At 63.8% G+C, this 18,329-nt stretch carries 6 protein-coding genes; 1 reads left to right on the forward strand and 5 read right to left on the reverse strand.

Features of this window, described 5'->3' with window-relative positions; translation table 11 throughout:
* Positions 1 to 215 precede the first annotated feature (215 nt).
* The 5 genes from IWW33_RS21830 to IWW33_RS21850 all read right to left on the reverse strand — a co-directional run bounded on the left by IWW33_RS21830 (position 216) and on the right by IWW33_RS21850 (position 16,577).
* Positions 216 to 1,724 (reverse strand): TolC family protein, encoded by a 1,509-nt coding sequence (locus IWW33_RS21830; protein WP_115274511.1) that lies wholly within the window; start codon positions 1,722 to 1,724, stop codon positions 216 to 218.
* A gap of 35 nt (positions 1,725 to 1,759) precedes the next feature.
* Positions 1,760 to 12,295 (reverse strand): VCBS domain-containing protein, encoded by a 10,536-nt coding sequence (locus IWW33_RS21835; protein WP_174141867.1) that lies wholly within the window; start codon positions 12,293 to 12,295, stop codon positions 1,760 to 1,762.
* Between the two features lie 97 nt (positions 12,296 to 12,392).
* Complete coding sequence (locus tag IWW33_RS21840) at positions 12,393 to 14,483, reverse strand: HlyD family efflux transporter periplasmic adaptor subunit (RefSeq protein ID WP_174141868.1); 2,091 nt, start codon at positions 14,481 to 14,483, stop codon at positions 12,393 to 12,395.
* Complete coding sequence (locus IWW33_RS21845) at positions 14,483 to 15,829, reverse strand: HlyD family efflux transporter periplasmic adaptor subunit (protein WP_174141869.1); 1,347 nt, start codon at positions 15,827 to 15,829, stop codon at positions 14,483 to 14,485. The genes IWW33_RS21840 and IWW33_RS21845 overlap by 1 nt, the downstream gene beginning before the upstream one ends.
* Positions 15,816 to 16,577: an efflux RND transporter periplasmic adaptor subunit gene (locus tag IWW33_RS21850; RefSeq protein WP_119687257.1), complete on the reverse strand. Its 762-nt coding sequence runs from the start codon at positions 16,575 to 16,577 to the stop codon at positions 15,816 to 15,818. The genes IWW33_RS21845 and IWW33_RS21850 overlap by 14 nt, the downstream gene beginning before the upstream one ends.
* A gap of 288 nt (positions 16,578 to 16,865) precedes the next feature.
* On the opposite strand from IWW33_RS21850, the gene nhaA reads away from it, so the two are divergent.
* Entirely contained in the window at positions 16,866 to 18,224 is a 1,359-nt protein-coding gene (nhaA, locus tag IWW33_RS21855) for a Na+/H+ antiporter NhaA (protein ID WP_046785800.1), read from the forward strand.
* Positions 18,225 to 18,329: the final 105 nt, after the last annotated feature.

Genomic DNA, 18,329 nt, shown 5'->3' on the forward strand with positions numbered 1-18,329 from the left:
CGCCAGGCCAGCCAACATGGATGTAGACGAGTGCCATGCACTCGAATCGCCGGCAAGCCGGCTCCCACAAGGATGCGGGGCGGCGATGCTACGCGTGCCGGGGGCGCGCCTCAAGACAGGCGCGATGCGCGAAGCCGGGCATCCGGCGTTTCATCCCGCAACACGGGCGCTCACAGCCACTATGAAGATTTGTTCATGCGGTACCGGTGTGCCGTCTACTTGCCTGCCGCCAACAGGTTGTCCCGCGTCTGTTGCTCGACCGTTCGTTGAATCTCCTGCGCCAGGGTCTTCACGTCATGTTGCTCGATTTCCTTGGGCATGACCTGGAAGCCGATCGAGTTGTACAGCCGCCCCCAGGCAGCCTGGGCATCGGAGTAGGCAGCCTCGCGCTGATAGCGCGAAAGCAGCAGCCGGCCCTCGGCGCGGATCAGTTCCAGCTCGCTGCCCAGTGCTGCGTTGCGCGATGACTGCGCGTAGTTGAGCAGGCTCTGGTCAACGCGCAGGCTTTCGTCGGCAAACTCCACTTCCTGACGCGCCAGCTGGTAGCGCAGCAGGCCGACGCGGACCTGGGTGAGAATCGCCATGGACAGCGCTGTGCGGCGCATGTCATCGGTTTTTTCCTGGCTTTTTTCCGCCGCTGTGATGTCCGGGTACTGCAGCAGGCGCAGCAGGTTCATCGAGACGTTGATGCCGGTCTGGTTCCAGTCACTGTTGTACAGGTATTTGTTGGAGTCGTACTCGTAGCCGTAGTTGAAACTCACGTTTGGCCACAGCTGTGCCTTGGCGATCTTCAGATCGTTCATGCTGACGCGTTTGCGATACCACTCCTCCATGATTTCCGGGCGGCGCTCCAGGGACAGACGCTCCAGCTGTTCGACGTTGCTGGTCAGCAGTGGCAGCGGCTGCTCGGTGACGTCGGCCAGCACCATGCGGGTGTTGGGTGGCAGCGACATCAGCGCGGCAAGCTCGGCGCGGGCGAACTCAAGGTCCTGGCGGCGCACGGTGAGCATGTACACCGAATCGAGCAGGGCGCGCTGGTAGGCCAGGATGTCCTGGCGCGGCAGCAGGCCTTTGCCTTCGGCTTCGCGGGCTGAGGTCAGGGCGCGGTGAGTGCGCATCAGCAGGCCGTCCACCTCGGGCAGCAGACGCTGTGCGCCGAGGGCGCGCCAGTAGGCGTTGCGCACATCCTGCAGCACGTTCTGCGCGACCTTTTCACGGCGCTCCTCGGCCATCAGCATCTGGTCGTTCTTCTGCTGCGTGCGGAAGTAGGCGACCCCGAAGTCCAGCAGGCTCCACGACAGCCCAAGGCTGTAAAGGGTGCGGTAACGTTCTTCGGAGGTGGACGGACGCAAGCTGACCTGGCGGTCCTCGATGCCGATCGATGTGCCACCGGAATCATTGTTGCGCCCGGCGTAGCCGGCGGAGGCTACCAGACGCGGCAGCATCTCGTGGCTGGAGACATCGCGCAGGTCCGATGCCAGCGCGCTTTCCAGCAGTTTCAAGCGGTAGTCGAGGTTGTACTTGAGGGCGCGCGCCGAGGCCTCGTAGAAGGTGATTGGTCCATTGACTGGCTCCTGCTCCTTGTACATGCGGGCCTGGTCTTCGATCACCCGCTGGCGCATCTGGTCCTCGGTGTAGGGCTTGGGTTCGAAGGCCGAGCAGGCGCTGAGCAGAACGCTGAATGCAGTGAAAGTGCTCAGGGCTTTAAAGTTCGATACGGGCATAGGCTGTCCTTGGTCCATCCGTGTATGTATCGGCGTCAGGGGGCAACGCTGCCGCGACGCTGCGCGGCTTCTCGCAGTTGCGCACGAAAGCCCTGCGCTGGCTGTGAGCTTTTATCCGGTTGCGCCACCATGTCGGCTTCCACCGTTGCCCATACCGAAGGGTCGGGCAAAAGGCCGTCTGCGGTGAGGCTGATGACGCCGTGGCGGCCGTCGATCCAGTTCTGGTCCTCGGCGCTGGCGCGCCGGCTTTGTGCGACGGCGCTGGCAACGAATTGCCCGTTGACCTGGCCCAGCTGGCTGCCTATCGACTGGCTTTCGATTTCTGGCGTGGCGAACAGGCGCACATCACTGCCATCGGAGCTCCAGGCGGACAGGGTCAGGCTTTCGTCGATCCGTTCTACCACCGGTGCGACGAAGATCGCCGGGTTGACATCCGGCAGCGGCAGGCCTGTCAGGCTGTCCCTGCCGTCACGGTCCTGATGGGGGCCTGCGGGGATGAATGGGCTGGAAATATCCAGCGTGATGACCAGTTCAGCCTGGTCGGTGGCTCCCGCCAAGTCGCTGAGGGTGTAGGTGAAGTAGTCCTTGAGTACTTGCCCAAGGCCCGCAGCCGCCAGCACGTCGGGATTGCTCAGGTCGATGGTGTAGGTGTAGCTGCCGTCGGCATTGAGCACCAGGGTGCCGTACTGGCCGGCGATGGGGCGGCCGATGACGCCGGCCGCACCGGCGCCGGACTCTTGCCCGGCACGGATGCCGGTCACGGTCAGCCCGTCGCCGGCATCCACATCGCTGTCATTGGGCAGCACGTTGCCGCTGGTGTGCGGTGCCGGTACCTGGTCGCTGGCCGCATTGGCATCGTCGCGGGCCACCGGGTTGTCGTTGGCGCCCTGCACAGTCACGCTCAAGCGCGCGTCCGAGGTCACACCGGCGGTATCGCGCATGCGGTAGGTGAACACTTCCCGCAGCGACTGGCCTGCGCTGCGCATGGCCTGCACGGTCGGGTTGCTGTTGTCGACTACGTACCGGTAGCTGCCGTCTGCATTGATCAGGAGTGTGCCGTACAGGCCCTGCAGCACCTGGCCGGCGACTGCGGTGTTGCCGTTTTCGCCGGTGTACTGCACCACTGTCTTCGTCTCGCCGTACTGCGTGCCGTCGACATCGGTATCGTTGTCCAGCACATTGCCATTGGGGTCGACGCCCGCCGTCCCGTTGTTCACGCCGCCAGCTTCCACCGCGTTGGCGGTATCATCATTGGCCGCAGGGTAGTCGTTGCGCCCGTCGATGGTGATGGTCAGCAGGCCGTTGGTGGTACCGCCCCAGACATCTGCCAGCAAGTAGGTGAAATTGTCCACCACGGTCTGGCCGCTGACGCGCAGTGCTTGCACTGCCTGCAGGCTGTTGTCCAGAACGTAGCTCCAACTGCCGTCACCATTCAATGTAAGGTCGCCATACTGGCCGCGCAGGGTTTGCCCGACCAGGCTGGCGTTGTCTGGCAGCGGGCCGTCACCAGTCCAGAACGCCAGCACTTCGAGGACTTCCGGGAACAGGATGTTGACGGCGTCCGGGTCGCTGTCGTTGTCCATCACGTTGCCGCTGGGGTCGCTGCCCGGGATGTTGTTGTCCATGCCGCCGGCCTCGACCGCCTGGCCCTGGTCGGGGCCGGCAACGGGCGGCTGGTTCTCGCCGCGGATGAGAATGGTCAGCGTCGCGGTGTCGCTCAGCCCCCCAGCGTCGGTAACCTGATAGGTGTAGCGCTGGATGACAAAGCCCAGCGCGCCGAGGGCAATGATGTCGGGATCGTTGGAGTTGACCACGAAGCGGTAGCTGCCATCGGCGTTGAGGGTCAGGGTGCCGTAGCGTGTGGTGACGGTCGCGCTGTCGACCAGTGGGTCGAGGCCAGGGTTGCTGCTTTCGGCGCCCACGCCCACGGCGGTGACCGCCTTGGTATCGTTGGCATCCACGTCGGTGTCGTTGTTCAGCACATTGCCGGTGGGGTTGCGCCCACCCGTGCCATCGTCGTCCACCGCTACCGCGTAGGCGAGGTCGTCGCGGGCCACCGGGGTATCGTAACGGCCTTCGACAGTGATGTTGATCTGCGCCTGGGCGCTGGCACCGGCAGTGTCATGCATGCGGTAAACGAAGGTTTCGCGCAGTTGCTCACCGGCCTTGAGTGCTTGCACGGCAGCCAGGCTGTCATTGACGGTGTAAATGTAGTTGCCATTGGCATCGATGCTCAGCGTGCCATAGGCGCCGGCCACCACGGTCGTGCCTGCGTTGACCTGGATGAAGGTACCGCCGGCTGCGAGGGTACCCAGGTAAATGCCATCGACCGTCTTGGTGTCGCCTGCATCCACATCGCTGTCGTTGCCAAGGGCGTTGCCGCTGCCTGGCTGCCCTGGTGTAGCGTTGTTGCTGCCACCGGCTTCAATGGCAATGGCGTTGTCGTTGGCCGCGATCGGGGTGTCGTTGCGGCCATGGATGACCACGGTGAAGGTGGCCGTGACGACCTTGCCGTTGCCATCGCTGACGCTGTACTGGAAGACCTCGGTCAGCCTGTCAGCATCGCTGCGCAGGGCCTGCACCGCGCTATTGCCGTTGTCCACCACATAGCGGTAGTTGCCCTGGGCATCGAGCACCAGGCTGCCATAGTTGCCGGCCAGGGCTTGGCCAGGCGCGCCGTTGATGCCATTCGGGCTGATTACGCCGCTGATGGTCAGGGCGTCGCCGTCCGGGTCGTTGTACGCTGCACGGATGCTGCCGCTCGGGTCCAGGCCGGGACTTGCATTGTTCAGCCCGCCTGCCTCGATCGCATCGACGCTAACCGGGCTGACCACGGGAGGGTCGTTGACCCCGGTTACCGTGATCACCAACTGCGCCTGGTCGGTAAGCCCGCCACTGTCCTGGACCTGATAGGTGAAGATCACATTCAGGCTTTGCCCGGCGGCCAGTGCGCGGATGGTGGGGTCGGCGCTGTTGACCACGAAGCTGTAGGTGCCGTCATCGTTGAGGGTGAGCTGGCCGAAGTTGCCATTGATCAGGCTGTTGTCGGCCAAACGGGCCACCGTGCCGGTGATGGCGGCGGGAGCGCCGCTGGCCACCGGCGTGAGCGCGCCTCCTGTGCTTTCCAGCCCGCTACGCACACCGTTGACCTTGAGTTGGGTGGCGGGTGGCTGGTCCAGATTGTCAACGTCGGTATCGGCACCCACGCCACCAGTGCCGGTGATCACGTTGCCCGCGGCATTGACCGGCGCCGGGCTGTTGTCGCTGGCCCCTGCACTGGCACTGCCCCGATCGTCCACGGCCACCGGGGCATCGTTGGCGCCTTGGACGGTGATCACCAGCACGCTTATGGAACTCAAGCCACCGGCATCGGCCATCTGGTAAGTGAACTGCTCGACCAGTGTCTGGCCGGGGGAGAGCGCCTGCACGGCGGCGTTGCCGTTGTCGATGACATACCGATAGCTGCCGTCGGCGTTGATGGTCAAGGTGCCGAAGGTCGCCGGCACGCTGGTGGACTGGCCGCTGGCAACCGGGATGATCCGACCGCCGCCCGGGCCGTCGTAGCGTACTGCGCTGAGCTGTTTGGTTTCGCCCAGCGCCACGGCATCCACGTCAGTGTCGTTGTCCAGCACATTGCCGGTGGCGTCTTGCCCGGGCGTGCCGTTGTTGGTACCGCCGGCCTCGAGGGCGGCGGCGGCATCGCCCTGTGCCACGGGAGTGTCGTTGGCGCCATGAATATCGATTTGCAGCACGGCGCTGCTGGTCAGGCCGCCGCTGTCGACGATGTCATAATTGAAAGATTCGCTGATGAAGTTGCCCGCCGTGCGCAGCGCCTGCACCGCAGGATTGTCGTTGTCGACGATGTACTGGAAACCGCCGCCGGCAGTAATCGACAAGGTGCCATACAACCCCTGCAAGGTGGTGACCCCGTTGGCCGCGACTGCCACGCCACCGGGCGTGGCGGTGTTGGCGATACGGGTTACGGTGAGCACGTCGTTGTTGGTCTGGATATCGACGTCGGTATCATTGCTCAGCACATTACCGGTCGGGTTCACGCCCGGGTCGGCGTTGTTCAGGCCACCGGCTTCCAAGGCGGAGGCCAGGTCGGCGTTGGCGATCGGTGCATCGTTGACCGGGTCGATGACGATATTCATCACGTCCGTGTCGGTTAGCGCATCGGCGGGGTTCTGCCCAGGGGTGCCATCACCGTTTAGCGGTGCATCGCCGAAGTTGCCCTGGTCATTGGTGACCATGGTCAGGGTTTCCCGGTCGCGGAAGGTATTGAAGTCCTGGTCGCCTTTGTAATAGAGCTGGCTCAACAGTACGTTCAGTTCGGCCAGAGTGCCGCTGAGTACCAGGCTGCGGCCCGCGCCGGCCGGGGGAGTGGCAGTGGCCGCAGGCGGGGTGGCGGCCTGCCAGATGACCCCATGCACTACCGTCAGGGTGATGGTCATGACGCCATCGGCAGTGCCTGCGTTCACATCCACGTCACTGGTGGCCAGGCCGCCGATATGCAACACCGTGTCTTCCTGGCCGCGCTGATCGGAGACGGTGTTGATCGGCGCCTCGTTCACATGCACATAGCCTGCATCGGCCGTGCCTGTCGAACCTTCAGCGAGGGTGAGAGCTACGCTGCCCAGGCCGACTGCTGCGGCGCCGCTGTCGGTATCGATGCGCACATGGAAGTTGTTGTTGGCACTGGCCTGATGGTCCTGTGCCACGGCGATGAGGTAGCTGCCCGAAGGCAGCAGCGCAAACTGATAGAGGCCGCCACTGGCGGTCACGGTGTTGAAGGTACGGTCATCGGCACTGCCGAACACGCCATCCTCGCCGGCCCAGGTCAGGCTGACGCCGATGCCGTCCAGGCCAGGGCCGTCAGGGGTGACGTTATCCGTGGCGCTGCGGGTGTCGTCCCATAGTGTGCCTTGGACCACGCCCATGCCGGCACCTTCGCTGAGTATGTAGTTATTCAGCCCTGTGGCGCCGTCTTGCCCGGTACGCTCGCCGGTAGCACCACCAGCTGTTGCTGGGAGCGAGCCACCCCAGCCGGTGGTTTCGAAGTCGGTGGGCAGGCTGGTCCAGGTCAGTACGGCGGCACTGGCGGCGTTGTCGGCGATGGTGACGTTGGGCAGGGTGACGGTATAGATCACCTGGACCGAGTCGTTGGGCGCGAGCCGGGCGAAGTCCACGGCGATTGCCGTGCCATCGCTGAAGGTCACCCCACTGGGCAGGTTGCCAAGGTCCAGTGCCACGCCGTTGAGGAGGATGCTCTGCACCTGGTAGTTGCTGCCACTGGGGAACTGGTCGGCCAGGTGGGTGTTATAGGCCGGCGCACCGCCGTTCTGGGTGAAGCTCACCGATACTGTGGCATCGGTGGTGCCGCTGCCTGGGGACACGTCTATGACCGATTTGTCCAGGTTGCTGAAGCTGGGCTCCACGATGCGCTCGAATACGGTATCGCTCTGGCCACGGTCCACACCGCCGTTTTCACCGACGTGTTCGAACACGGTCATGCCCAGCTGGCTGCTGGCCTGGTTGCCCGCTACGTTGCTGACCCGCACGTTGAACTCGAGGATCACGCCCTCGATGTCGCTGTCGTTGGCCTCGGTATTGGTCAGGTTGCCGAGGTTGAAGGTGATGGTCTGGCTGCCGTCGGCGTTGGTGGTGATCACCAGCCGCCCATTGTTGCCGTCGAAGGTGCCCGACGGTGTCGTGCCGCTGAGGTCTGCCTGAATCGGCAGAGCCACATCGCTGTCCTGGTTGCCGGTCATGTACAACGTACCGCCGCTGAGCAGGTCGGTAGCGTCCGTGGTAAGGCCGCCCAGTTGGCTCGATACCATGGCAATCAGGATATTGTTGAGGTCGGCGGGTATGAACTCAAGGCCCGCGGCCAGTTCGATGCGGATCTGGTAATCGGGGTTGTCGCCGGTGGGCACCAGCACCGCCACGCGGTAACGGACGATTTCACCGACCACCACGGTTTCCAGCAAACCACTGGTGTCGGTAGCGCCGCTGCTGTTGGTGGGCGGTGGCGTGTCGGCCACACCGCCTACGCGAGATACCTGAATGCCATTGGTGACCGGGATCAGCAGGGCACTCAACACGCGGTAATCGTTGAGTGCGCCTGAATTGAGCCGGCCGTCGTCGCCGCTGCGTTCGCCATTTACCGTGTCGGTGGTGTTACTGGTGCCGTCCAGGCTGCTCCAGCGCACTTCGACATTGTTGGGGATTGCTGCTTCGCCTGCGGCAGTGGCGTTGACCACGCCGGACAGGGTAATGACGATGCTGCCGCCGTTGGCAATGTCGATGTTGGCACCACTGGCGGTCACCAGTTGGCCGTTGAGAATGACGAAATCGACGCCGCCGTTGTTGCTGGCCCCGCCGTTGTACTGAATCGTGCCGCTGATCACCAGGTTGTCGATCTCGGTCGGCAGCACGTCCAGCAGGCTGATGTCGAACGCATCGGTGCCTGAGTTGTTGGCCACGGTGATGGTGAAGGTGACGGTATCGCCTTCGTCGAATCCGCCGAAGGTCGGGGTCGAGGTTACCTGCTGGGTGACGCTCAGGGTGGGTTCGACGATGGCCACGCCAGGTTGCTGGGCACTGCTGATGCTGCGATCCACCGCAGTGGCGCCATTGGGCGTGTCGCCGTCAGGGTCGCTGTAGACCAGCTGCGCGCCGTTGTTGAGTGTGGTGCCTTGCTGGTTGCCGGCCACGTTGCTGGCCACCAGCACCAGGCGGATGACGAAACTGTTGTTGCCAATGATGTTGTCGGCTGTGCTCCCGGCGCTGCCGAACACCAGCAGCAGGTCGGCGCCGTCGCTGCCGTCCAGGGTCACCGGGTTGACGTTGAGTACGCCGTTGAAGTTCGCCGTCAAGGCCGCGCTGCCTGCCGTGGTAGTGATGATTTCGTAGCCCAGGTTGCCATTGAAGCGCGGATCAAGCCGCAGCCCGGGGGGGATCAGGTCATTGATGCGCAGGCTGCCCGTGGCTCCCTCCGGCAAGGTGACCACGATGTCGTAGGTGATGCTTTCGCCGATCACCAGGTTGCTGCCGGTGGTGTGCGTGGCGCTGGAGTCATCTTCGCTGAGGGTGCCGTCCTTGTAGGTCTTGCTGATGGCCGGGGCGGCAACCTGCTGGCTGGCGACCTCGACCAGGTCGGTCGGTGTGAAGTCCTGGCCGCCGTCGACGCTGGCGTAGTTGGTCAGTGCCGCAGTGCTCTGCAGGGTACTGGAGGCGAGGATGGCGTTGGCCACGGTCACGTCATAGGTGATGACCACCACGTTGCTGCCGGAAAGGTCGGCGGCGGTGCCGGCGCGGCCGGCCAGCAAGGTGGCCTGACCGTTGGCGTCGAGGAACGTGATGGTGTTGCCGTTGACGCTGTAGTCGGTGCCCTGCACCAGCAGGGTGCCGTCACCGCGGTAGATCTGCAGGTTCGCCGCACCCAGGCTGCCGCCGGCAAATGACAGGCCGGCGGGCAGCGTGATGCTGGTGCTGACGTCGTAAGCACCGCCACCGCCGCTGTTCTTCAGGGCGGTGGCCAGGCGCAGGATGTCAGCGCCATCGATGCCGCTGACGTTGCCGTCCACCGCTGCCAGGCTGGTGACGCTGCCACTGAACGGCACGCCGCTGGTACCGGGGGCCGCCCAGCTCCCGGTGGTGCCGGTGACTGTGCCGTTACTGCTGGCGACCACGCCGTGCTTGATGTCCAGCACCGGTTCGGCGACCGACGCGATCACCGCCACATCCGACGACGTGAGCACGGTCTTGTCGACGGTGGTGGTCTGGCTCGATTGCGCCAGCACGTCCAGTGCACGCTGGTCGGCATAGGGTTGATCACCCACGACCATGGTGAAACGCACTTGCACCGTGCCGCCGTCTAGCCCCCCGGACACGTAGTTGCCGAAGTCGAAGACGATCGCGTTGCCGGGGCCGGTAGTGACACTGTCTGGCACGTCGAGAATGGTATTGCCGCTGCCGAACGTCCATTGGCCAACGCCTGTGCCAAAGCTCCAGCTGATGCCGGCCGCGTTGAGCAGGGGCAAGGGCAGGTAGGCCGTGAGCTTGAAGTTCTCGTAGTCGGCTACCAGCAGGTCGTAGTTGATGGTGAAGGTCACCACGTCCCCCGGGCGCAGTTCGCCGTTGCTCGGTGGGTTGCCGCCGTTGACCTGGGTAAGCTCGATATCGACGGTGGAGGACTGGATGGTGCTGGTGGTGGCGGAACCGTCGGTCTGAGTGCCCCCGATGTTGACCGCATCACGCAGCACGGTGGCATCCACTGTGGCGTTGTTGCCGACGCTGTCGCCTTCGTTGAGCTGGTCGTGGGGCGGGTGGTCGGTGGTGTAGGTGGCGTCGATCAGGGCGTCGTAGACAATGCTCAGGCGCGTGGCGCCTTCCTGCAAGGTGTCGTCGTAGAGGTCGCCGAACAGCGCCGCAACGCCGGGGCCGGCTACCGCTTGGCGAATGGATTCGGCAATGTCGAAGACCAGCGTGGTGCTGCCGTCGGCATTCACTGTCTGGGTGTAGATCAGGGTAATGCTCTGTGTGCCGCCATGCTGCTGGATGACCAGGGTCGGCGGGTTGCTTGGGTCGAAGGTCTGGCCATCGCTGAGCAGGTCGGTCAGGGTGAACTGGCCTTGTTCGAGGATGTTCTCACCGAAGGCAAAGAAGTCGGAAATCGCCACGCCCAGGGTGTAGCGCAAGGTATCGCCGGGCGTGAGGCCAGTGGTGCCAACGTCGTTCTGCAGGTTGACCTGCTTGAGCAGGGTTATCGACTTGGCGACGAACGTCGCGCCTTGACCGTTGCCGGTTTCGTTGAATGGGTAGCCTTGCGGGTCAGTGGGGCGGTCGCGCGGGTCCAGTGGGTTCCAGTCACCCGTCACGCTAGCGGTGCCGAAGTTGATCGTTACCGGGTTACCGGTGGCCGGGTCGATCACGGGCCGGCCGTTGGCGTCGATTTCCGGTACATAGAAACTGACTTGCGTGGTGCTGGCGGCGCTGAGGGTGTCGTAGTGGATGTCATAGCTGGCCACGAAAGCATTGGGGTTCGCCAGTGCCAGAGCGATGAGTGCCGGGTTGGTGAGTACGGTACCGTCATGCAAGGTGATCGACGTCAGGGTGCCGCCCGGCCCTGGCGTGATGGCGCTGACGTGTACCTGGTCGGGCACGGTCTGGGTGATGGTGACATTGCTCAGCGTCTGCCCGGGGGCCGGGGTGACGGTGACGGTCTGGGTGCGGGTGAAGTTGGGCCCGGTGACCGTTTCGCCCTCCGGCATGTTCAACGTCTGCGAGACTTTCAGCAGGGTGGGCGTGACGATGAAACTGTGCAGCGCGCTCTCCACCAGGCTTGGGTCTTGCACAGGGTTGTTCAGCGAATCGTTACCGTATTCGAAGCCCGCACGGGTATTGATGGTGAGGTTTGGCGTGCCGTCGGAATAACTGGTGTCGGCCAGGTTGCTCAGTTGCGCGGTAATCTGGATGTCGATGCTGGGCTGGCCGTTGGTGACGCTGGCGTAAGGCAACTGCAGCACCACCATCTGGTCACCGGGCTTCATGCCCACGCTGGCGGCATTGATGACCAAGGCGTTGCCGCTGGCGTCCTTGGCCAGGGGGTGGGTCGCATTGCCGTTGGCATCGAACGTGATCACGAAGCTGTTGACCGCCTGGCCCAGGTAGGTGGCGGAGACAAAAGTGGCACCATCATCGCCGTCGCGGCCGGTGGCAGGCAGGAATACGTCGATGAATGGGGCGTAGCCTTCCTGGGTCGAGGGGTTGTTGAAGCTTACGGTGAAGGTGAATTGTTCGCCCAACTGCACCTCGGCCCCACCGCTATTCAGGCTGGCCGTAGGGCTGGCATCGGCCAGCAGGCCCTGGAAGCTGTCGAGGGTGGTAGCTGCCAGAGCGATGGCTTTGTCGACATCGCCATTGCTGACCTCAAGGCGCCAGTCGCCGCCGGCCAACGAATTGCCGGTCGCATTGCTCGATGCGCCAACGTCGGCACCCGTCCAGCGTGCCAGTTCGTTGACCAGAGCCTGGCCAGCGCTGCCGCTACCCACATCACACCCATACAGCTGAATATCTGCACCGGCGTTCAACTCACTGCTCCAGGCACTCAGGCGGTCACCCAACTGTTCGACCGTCTGGCTGGTGAACACCTGGTTGCCGAGGGTGAACTGGCCTGAAGCGCCATGGGAGAACACCTGAATGGCGTCGACCTTGCCCAGTTGCGCCAAGGCATTGCTGATGGCAGCGATGGCATCCTGGCCAGGGTCCACCACCAGCGCAGTGGTGCCGGCCGGCAGGTTGGCAGCCAATTGGTCGCGGTTTTCCACGCGCGCATCGATCACTACCAGGTTGCGTGGCGTGGTTGCTGCAGTTGTGGTCTGCGCTTCGCTGGCGGTAGGCGCAGGGTGGCTAGTGTCCTTGCTCTCGGCAGCACTGGCATCGCTGTGGTGCTGTTGATCGACAGCGGTGGCTGCAGCGCCATCGAAGAGAATGCGTTGCTCAAGGGCAACGGTGTGCGACCGAGGGCGCGAGGCAGTGGCAAAGCCGGCTCTGCTCTTGATGTCCATTTCCATCCCTGCTCAGAAGTTCGTCGCCAGATTCGAAGCTTTAGCAATCGTAGTCGGGTTTTCTCGGGGCGGGGGAGCAGGCGCCGGAAGGCAATGTTCAGAAACCGCTCTCACGCAGGCCAACGCCCAACAGCCATTTGCCCACCTCGCCCAGCACGCTGCGCTTTTCCCCATCGATCTTCAGCTTGCCGCGGGTTTCGCGCACGCTGGCCAGCGGTTCATCCAGGGCCACCAGCACTTGAAAAAGTGCATGGTTGGGTACAAGCGCTTCACCGCTCGTTTGCACCGGGCCGCCAAAGTGTGAAGAGAGCATGCGGTGGGCCAAATGCCCGGCGCGTGTGCTGCCAATCGCCAGCACCTTGCCGCGCAGGGCGATGGCCTGGCCTTCAGGATAGAATTTCACCGGGTTGCCGACGGCAAGGAGGTGCACCTGGTCCTGGGCGACGTAGGCATCGATCTGCCAGTGACGGGGATCTATCAAGATGCCCAGCGGTTGCTGGCGGTTGAACCACTGGCCAGGCTGCCAGTCGGGTTCAAGGTCCAGCCAGTGACCGGCGAATGGCGCCTGCAGGTTGAGCCGGGCAATCTCGCTGCGCGCGGCGCGTGCTTCCTCGTTCTGCACCATCAGGCGCTGTTGGGTGGCAGCATCCTCGGCCAGCCCCGCAGGGTCGGCCAGCAGCCCCGACAAGCGTGCCTCATAGCTGCGGGCGCTGGCCTCACTGCTGCGCATGCGTGAGTTCAGGTCCGGCTCCTCAAGCACTGCCAGTACGTCGCCGGCCTTGACAGGGCCCGCCTGGTGCAGGCTTTTCAGCCGTGCAGGGTAGGGGGTGTAGACGCGCAGCTGGTGCTCGGCACGGGCCACACCTACGGCATTTACCTGGCTGTGCCAAGGTACTGCCAGGGCCAGCAGGGCCAGGCCAAGGCACACATAGAATATCCGCTTGCGCTGCCCCGGAATGCGTGCCCGCTGTTGCCACCAGTGGCTCAGCTCACGTTTCACCGGCAGCGCGATGAACCACGCCAATTCGACCATGAACAGCACGATCCCCAACAGTTTGAAGAAAAACAGGTAGACCGCCACGGCGATGCCGAGAAACAGCACCAGGCGATATAGCCAGGTAGCGAAGGCAAACGCCACCAGCAGGCGTCGCTGGCCAATGGGAAAAGGCTCCGGCCAGGCTTCGTCGAGCCCCAGCAGGGTGCGCCGCATGGCTACACGAGCCAGCGCAGAAGAGCGTTCGTGCAGGTTGGGGAAGTCAAGCAGGTCGCTGAGGATGAAATAGCCGTCGAAGCGCATGAAAGGGCTGGCATTGAGCGCAAGGGACAGGACCCAGCTGGTGGTCGCCAGGTACAGCAGGGCGTTGCGCAGGGCGCCATCGTCGCACACGGCCCAGCCAAGGGTCGCCAAGCCCGCCAGGGAAAGCTCGGTGACGATGCCCGCCGAAGCGATCGCCAGGCGCTGGTGGGCACGCTTGAGCTTCCAGCTTTCGCCGGTGTCGGTGTAAAGCATTGGCCACAACACCAGAAACGCCACACCCATGTGCCCGACGCGCAAGCCCAGGCGCGTGGCTACCAGGGCATGGCCGAGCTCGTGCAGGGTTTTTGCCACCACCAGCGCCAGGGCAAAGCTGAACAGGCCTTCGGTGGAGAATGATTCCACCACGGCATGAGTGAAGCTGTCCCATTGTTGCATCACCAGGATCACGCCCAGGATGGTCAAGCCAATCACCGTTAGCCCGGTCAGCGGATGGAACAGCCAGCCCAAGGCAGCGGCCAGGCGCTGCAGGCCCGCTTGTGGGCGCAGCAGCGGCACGCGAAAGAACAGGTAGTGGTGCAGCCACCAGCGCCAGCTCGACCAGGTGCGCGTCTCGTTGGCGGTTTGCAGCCTGGCCAGTTGCTCGGGGCCTGGGCGCAGCAGGTGGTGTTGTTCGAGAAACGCACGCAATGCCAGCACCTGCTCGATATCCGGCTTGAGCGCGCTGTCGTGCGACACCTGCTCGCTGATCTGGCGCGGTGTCTGGCCCCAGCGCAGCAGGCATTCGAACTCCAGCCAGCCGATGCGGTAGAAGCGGTTCAGCACGGTGTCGTGGATCATCCACGCCGGTTCGCCTTCTCGGCTGTCGGCGGCTTCGCACAGGCGCAGGTCCTCGCGCAGTGGCGGCAGCGGCAGGTCGCTGGGATCCAGCATCACCAGCCGCTCCAGGCTCGGAACGTGGCCAGCGGGCGACGCAGCAGGTAGTAGCCGAGCATGACGCGGTCGCCATAGAGCTTGGCGGTGCCATGCAGGCCCAGGCGGGCATGCTCGGAATGCTCGTCGATGCTTGCCAGCAGACGGTAGGCGACCACGCCATCGTCGCTGGGTTTGGCCTGATAGCTGGTTTCGAGGATCTTGCCCTTGAGTGGGCTGAGCGGATAGGCAGTGAGGAACAAGGTCACTTCGGCGCCAGGTTCCAGGGCTATGGCATCGGCCACGGCGAGCTGGATCTGCATGGCCGGTTGCGCAGGGTCGGCAACGTGCATGATGCGCTCGCCGGTTGTCACCGGTTTGCCGAGCCAGTCGTTGGGGTCGCTGAACACCGTCACCCCGGCGCGTGGAGCCAGCACCTGGGTGCGCCGCAGTTGCGCTTGTACAGCGGCCAGTTCGGCCCGTCGCTGCTGGACGCGGCCTTGCAGCAGGGTCAGTTCGTTTTTGCTTTGCGGGTTGTCGAACGCCCGCTGGTTGGCAGCCTGCAATTCGGCATCGGCCACGGCGACCTCCTTGCCGAGCACCTCGGCGCGGCTGCGCAAGGTGGTTTCGTCAAGGGTGAACAACGGCGTGCCGGCTTGCACCGGCTGGTTGGGTCGTACCGATACCTGGGCGATCACGCCGTCGATCGGAGAGCTGACAATCTGTGCCTGGCGCGAGACGATCTGTGCCGGTGCCAGTGCCGTCTGACGCACTGGCACCAATAACAGCGACGCTGCTACCAGCAAGGTCACCAGCACCTGACGCCGGCTGGGGCGCCATCGACCGAGCCGGCGGCGCCGTGTCAGCGTGTTCCAGCAGTACGCCCAGGTGCGTATCAGGCCATCGAGTTGCTGATGCACCACCGGCGGCGGGGCTTCTTCAAGCAGCAGTACAAGCACGCCCAGGCGCTCGCCGGCAGGGACGTGCAGCGGTATACACCACAGCCCCGAAGGCCACCATTCGGTCCAGCCCTGAGCGATGTCTTCGGGCGGCGAGGCGTTGTCCAGGGTCAGCCAGGTAGGCTGCGCATCGGCCAGACGCCCGGCCAGCCAACGGCTGGCGCGCCTGAGCCAGACCAGGTAGGGCGAGTCTTCGCTGGGCCGCGCCAGGCCCGACACGCACAGCAGTTCAAGGCCGGCCTTGCTTTGGCCGAACACCAGCGCCTGGTGAAAGGGCAGCAGCGGGTACAGGTCGTTGGCCATGCTGAACGCCAGTGCGCCCAGCGTCTCGGCGGCCATGGCCTTGTCGCGCAGGGCGTCCAGCTGCAGCAATAGCTGTGGGTGAGGTAGCGGCCTATTCACGGTCATGGTCGAACCGCGCGGTGCCGCTCATGCCGGCCATCAGTTCGGGAAAGCGTTGATCGAAGCGCGCCTCAAGCTCCACCGTCTGTGCCACCGCATCTACCCTGGCATTGATCACGCTGACCTTGGCCGGGTAGGTCTTGCCCGTTTCGTGAACGTTAACCGTCAACGGCTGGCCGGGGCTGAGCGTTTTCAACTGGCTGGAAGGGACATTGAGGCGCACCTTCAATGCACCATCGCTGACCAGGTCAAACAGCGGTGTACCTGCGCTGACAGTTTGGTAGGGCTTGACGTAAACCTTGGCCACATGGCCCGAAAACGGCGCCAGGACCCGACAATAGCTCATCTGCGCCTCACCCATGGCGCGGGCCCCATCGGCCTTCTGCACTTCGGTTTTGGCTGCGGCCACTTCGATGTCGCCCACTGCGTCCAGCTTGCGCAACTGTTGCTTGGCCTGCAGGTTCTGCCGGGCCATGGCCAGTTCAGCCACCGCGACCTTGCTACGGGCCTGGGCTTCGTTACAGTTGAAACGTGCCAATGTGACGCCTTTGGCCACCTGGTCGCCGAAGTGCGTCTGGATTTCGCCCAAGGTGCCACTCATCTGGCTGGACAGGGTCGTTTCCAGTTCGGCAGCCAGCAGCACGCGAATCAGTTGCGGGTCCTCGGTTGGGGCGCCTTGCTCGGCCTGGGCGGCAGCGCTGGCCAAGGCCAGTAACAAGGTAAGGTACCGCTGAGCAACGACAGGCAAAGGCATTCTCGACTCCTTGTAGAGAGGCATCCAGCAGGCACGCAACGCAATCGCTATAACGTCTTCATACTAGGAACGAATTCGCAATCTGCCCAATATTCCGGTTGCAAATGTGTCGCAGTTGCTGTGCCGCGGGCAGGCGTTCAGGTGGCTGCAACCAGGCGTTGAAAGACGCTTTCGTGCACAGTATCCAGGTTTTGCGCTAGAATCCCCGCCGGGTGCTAGCTGCATGACGCAGTGACGCAGGTTAAATAACTACGCAGGTCGGGCCGCCGTGCGGGAGTTCTTGTGCCCATGCAAAAACACGTAATGCCCCGTGCCCAGCAAATTGCCCAACGCGCATTCGCCAACTTCGAACGCTTTCTGCATATCGAGGCCGTGAGCGGCGTCGTACTGTTGATCGCCGCCGTTGCAGCACTGATCTGGGCGAATTCGCCCGCTGCCGAAAGCTATGACGCCCTCTGGCACACGCCGATAAGCTTCGGTGTCGGCTCGCTGGTCTATTCCCAGTCACTGCATTTCTGGATCAACGACGGCCTGATGACCATCTTCTTCCTGGTCGTCGGTATGGAGATCCGTCGCGAAATTCATGAAGGCGCGCTGTCCAGCCTGCGCCAGGCCACGCTGCCGATGGCGGCGGCTGTCGGCGGTGTGGTGGTACCCGCGCTCATCTACCTGGCGTTCAATCATTCGCCTCCCGCGCAAGAAGGTTGGGCAGTGCCGACTGCCACCGACATCGCCTTTGCAGTGGGTGTGCTGGCGCTGCTGGGCAAGTCGATCCCTTCCAATGTGCGGGTGTTCCTGCTCGCCCTGGCGATCATCGACGACATCATCGCGGTGCTGATCATTGCCTTCTTCTACTCCGGTGGCCTGGATTACAGCGGTTTCGGCGTCGCCGCCATCGGCCTGCTGCTGGTGCTCGGCCTGCAGAAGATAGGTGTCGGTTCGGCCTATGCCTACATCATCCCCGGGTTCATCACCTGGCTGGGCATGTTGATGACCGGTGCCCACCCCACCTTGGCGGGCGTGGTGCTTGGCCTGATGACACCGGTTCGGGCCATGCCTTTGGGCGAGCGCCCACTGGAGGCCGTCACCCGCTTCACCGACGACCTGCTAGGCCGCGCCAAGGCACCGCAGATCGATGACAGCGAACTCATGAGCCCGCTGAAAAACCTGCGTGTGGCGCAGCGCGAGCTGGTCGCCCCAGTGCTGCGCGTGCAAGGCCATCTGCACCCTTGGGTGGCTTTCGCGATCATGCCGCTGTTCGCCCTGGCCAACGCCGGTGTCGGGTTGTCTGGTGTCGACCTGTCTGCCGATGGCCCTCACTGGGTGATGACAGGCGTCGCTGTGGCGCTGGTCCTGGGCAAGCCGTTGGGTATCGTGACGATCAGCTGGCTGATGGTACGGTTGGGCTGGTGCGCGTTGCCGGCGGGCGTTACCTGGCACGGCATCACGCTGATCGGGCTGTTGGCAGGCATCGGCTTTACCATGTCGATCTTCATTGCCAACCTGGCGTTCTCTGACCCTGGCGTTCTGGGTGCGGCCAAGCTTGGCGTACTTTCGGGCTCGGTCATTGCTGCTGTGATCGGCCTGGCATGGGGTGTGTGGAGCCTGCGCAAAGCAGCCAAGACGGCACCGGCCCAGGTAGGCTGACAGGCAAGCCGGGCAACGTACGGGTGGATGCACAATTTTTTTCCACAGGTGCATCCAATCTGCAACCTGGCGGGTATTACAGGTAGCGCGACTTCGCGCTGTCGA

It is taken from the genome of Pseudomonas sp. M2 (genome assembly GCF_015751845.1).
GTDB lineage: Bacteria > Pseudomonadota > Gammaproteobacteria > Pseudomonadales > Pseudomonadaceae > Aquipseudomonas > Aquipseudomonas putida_E.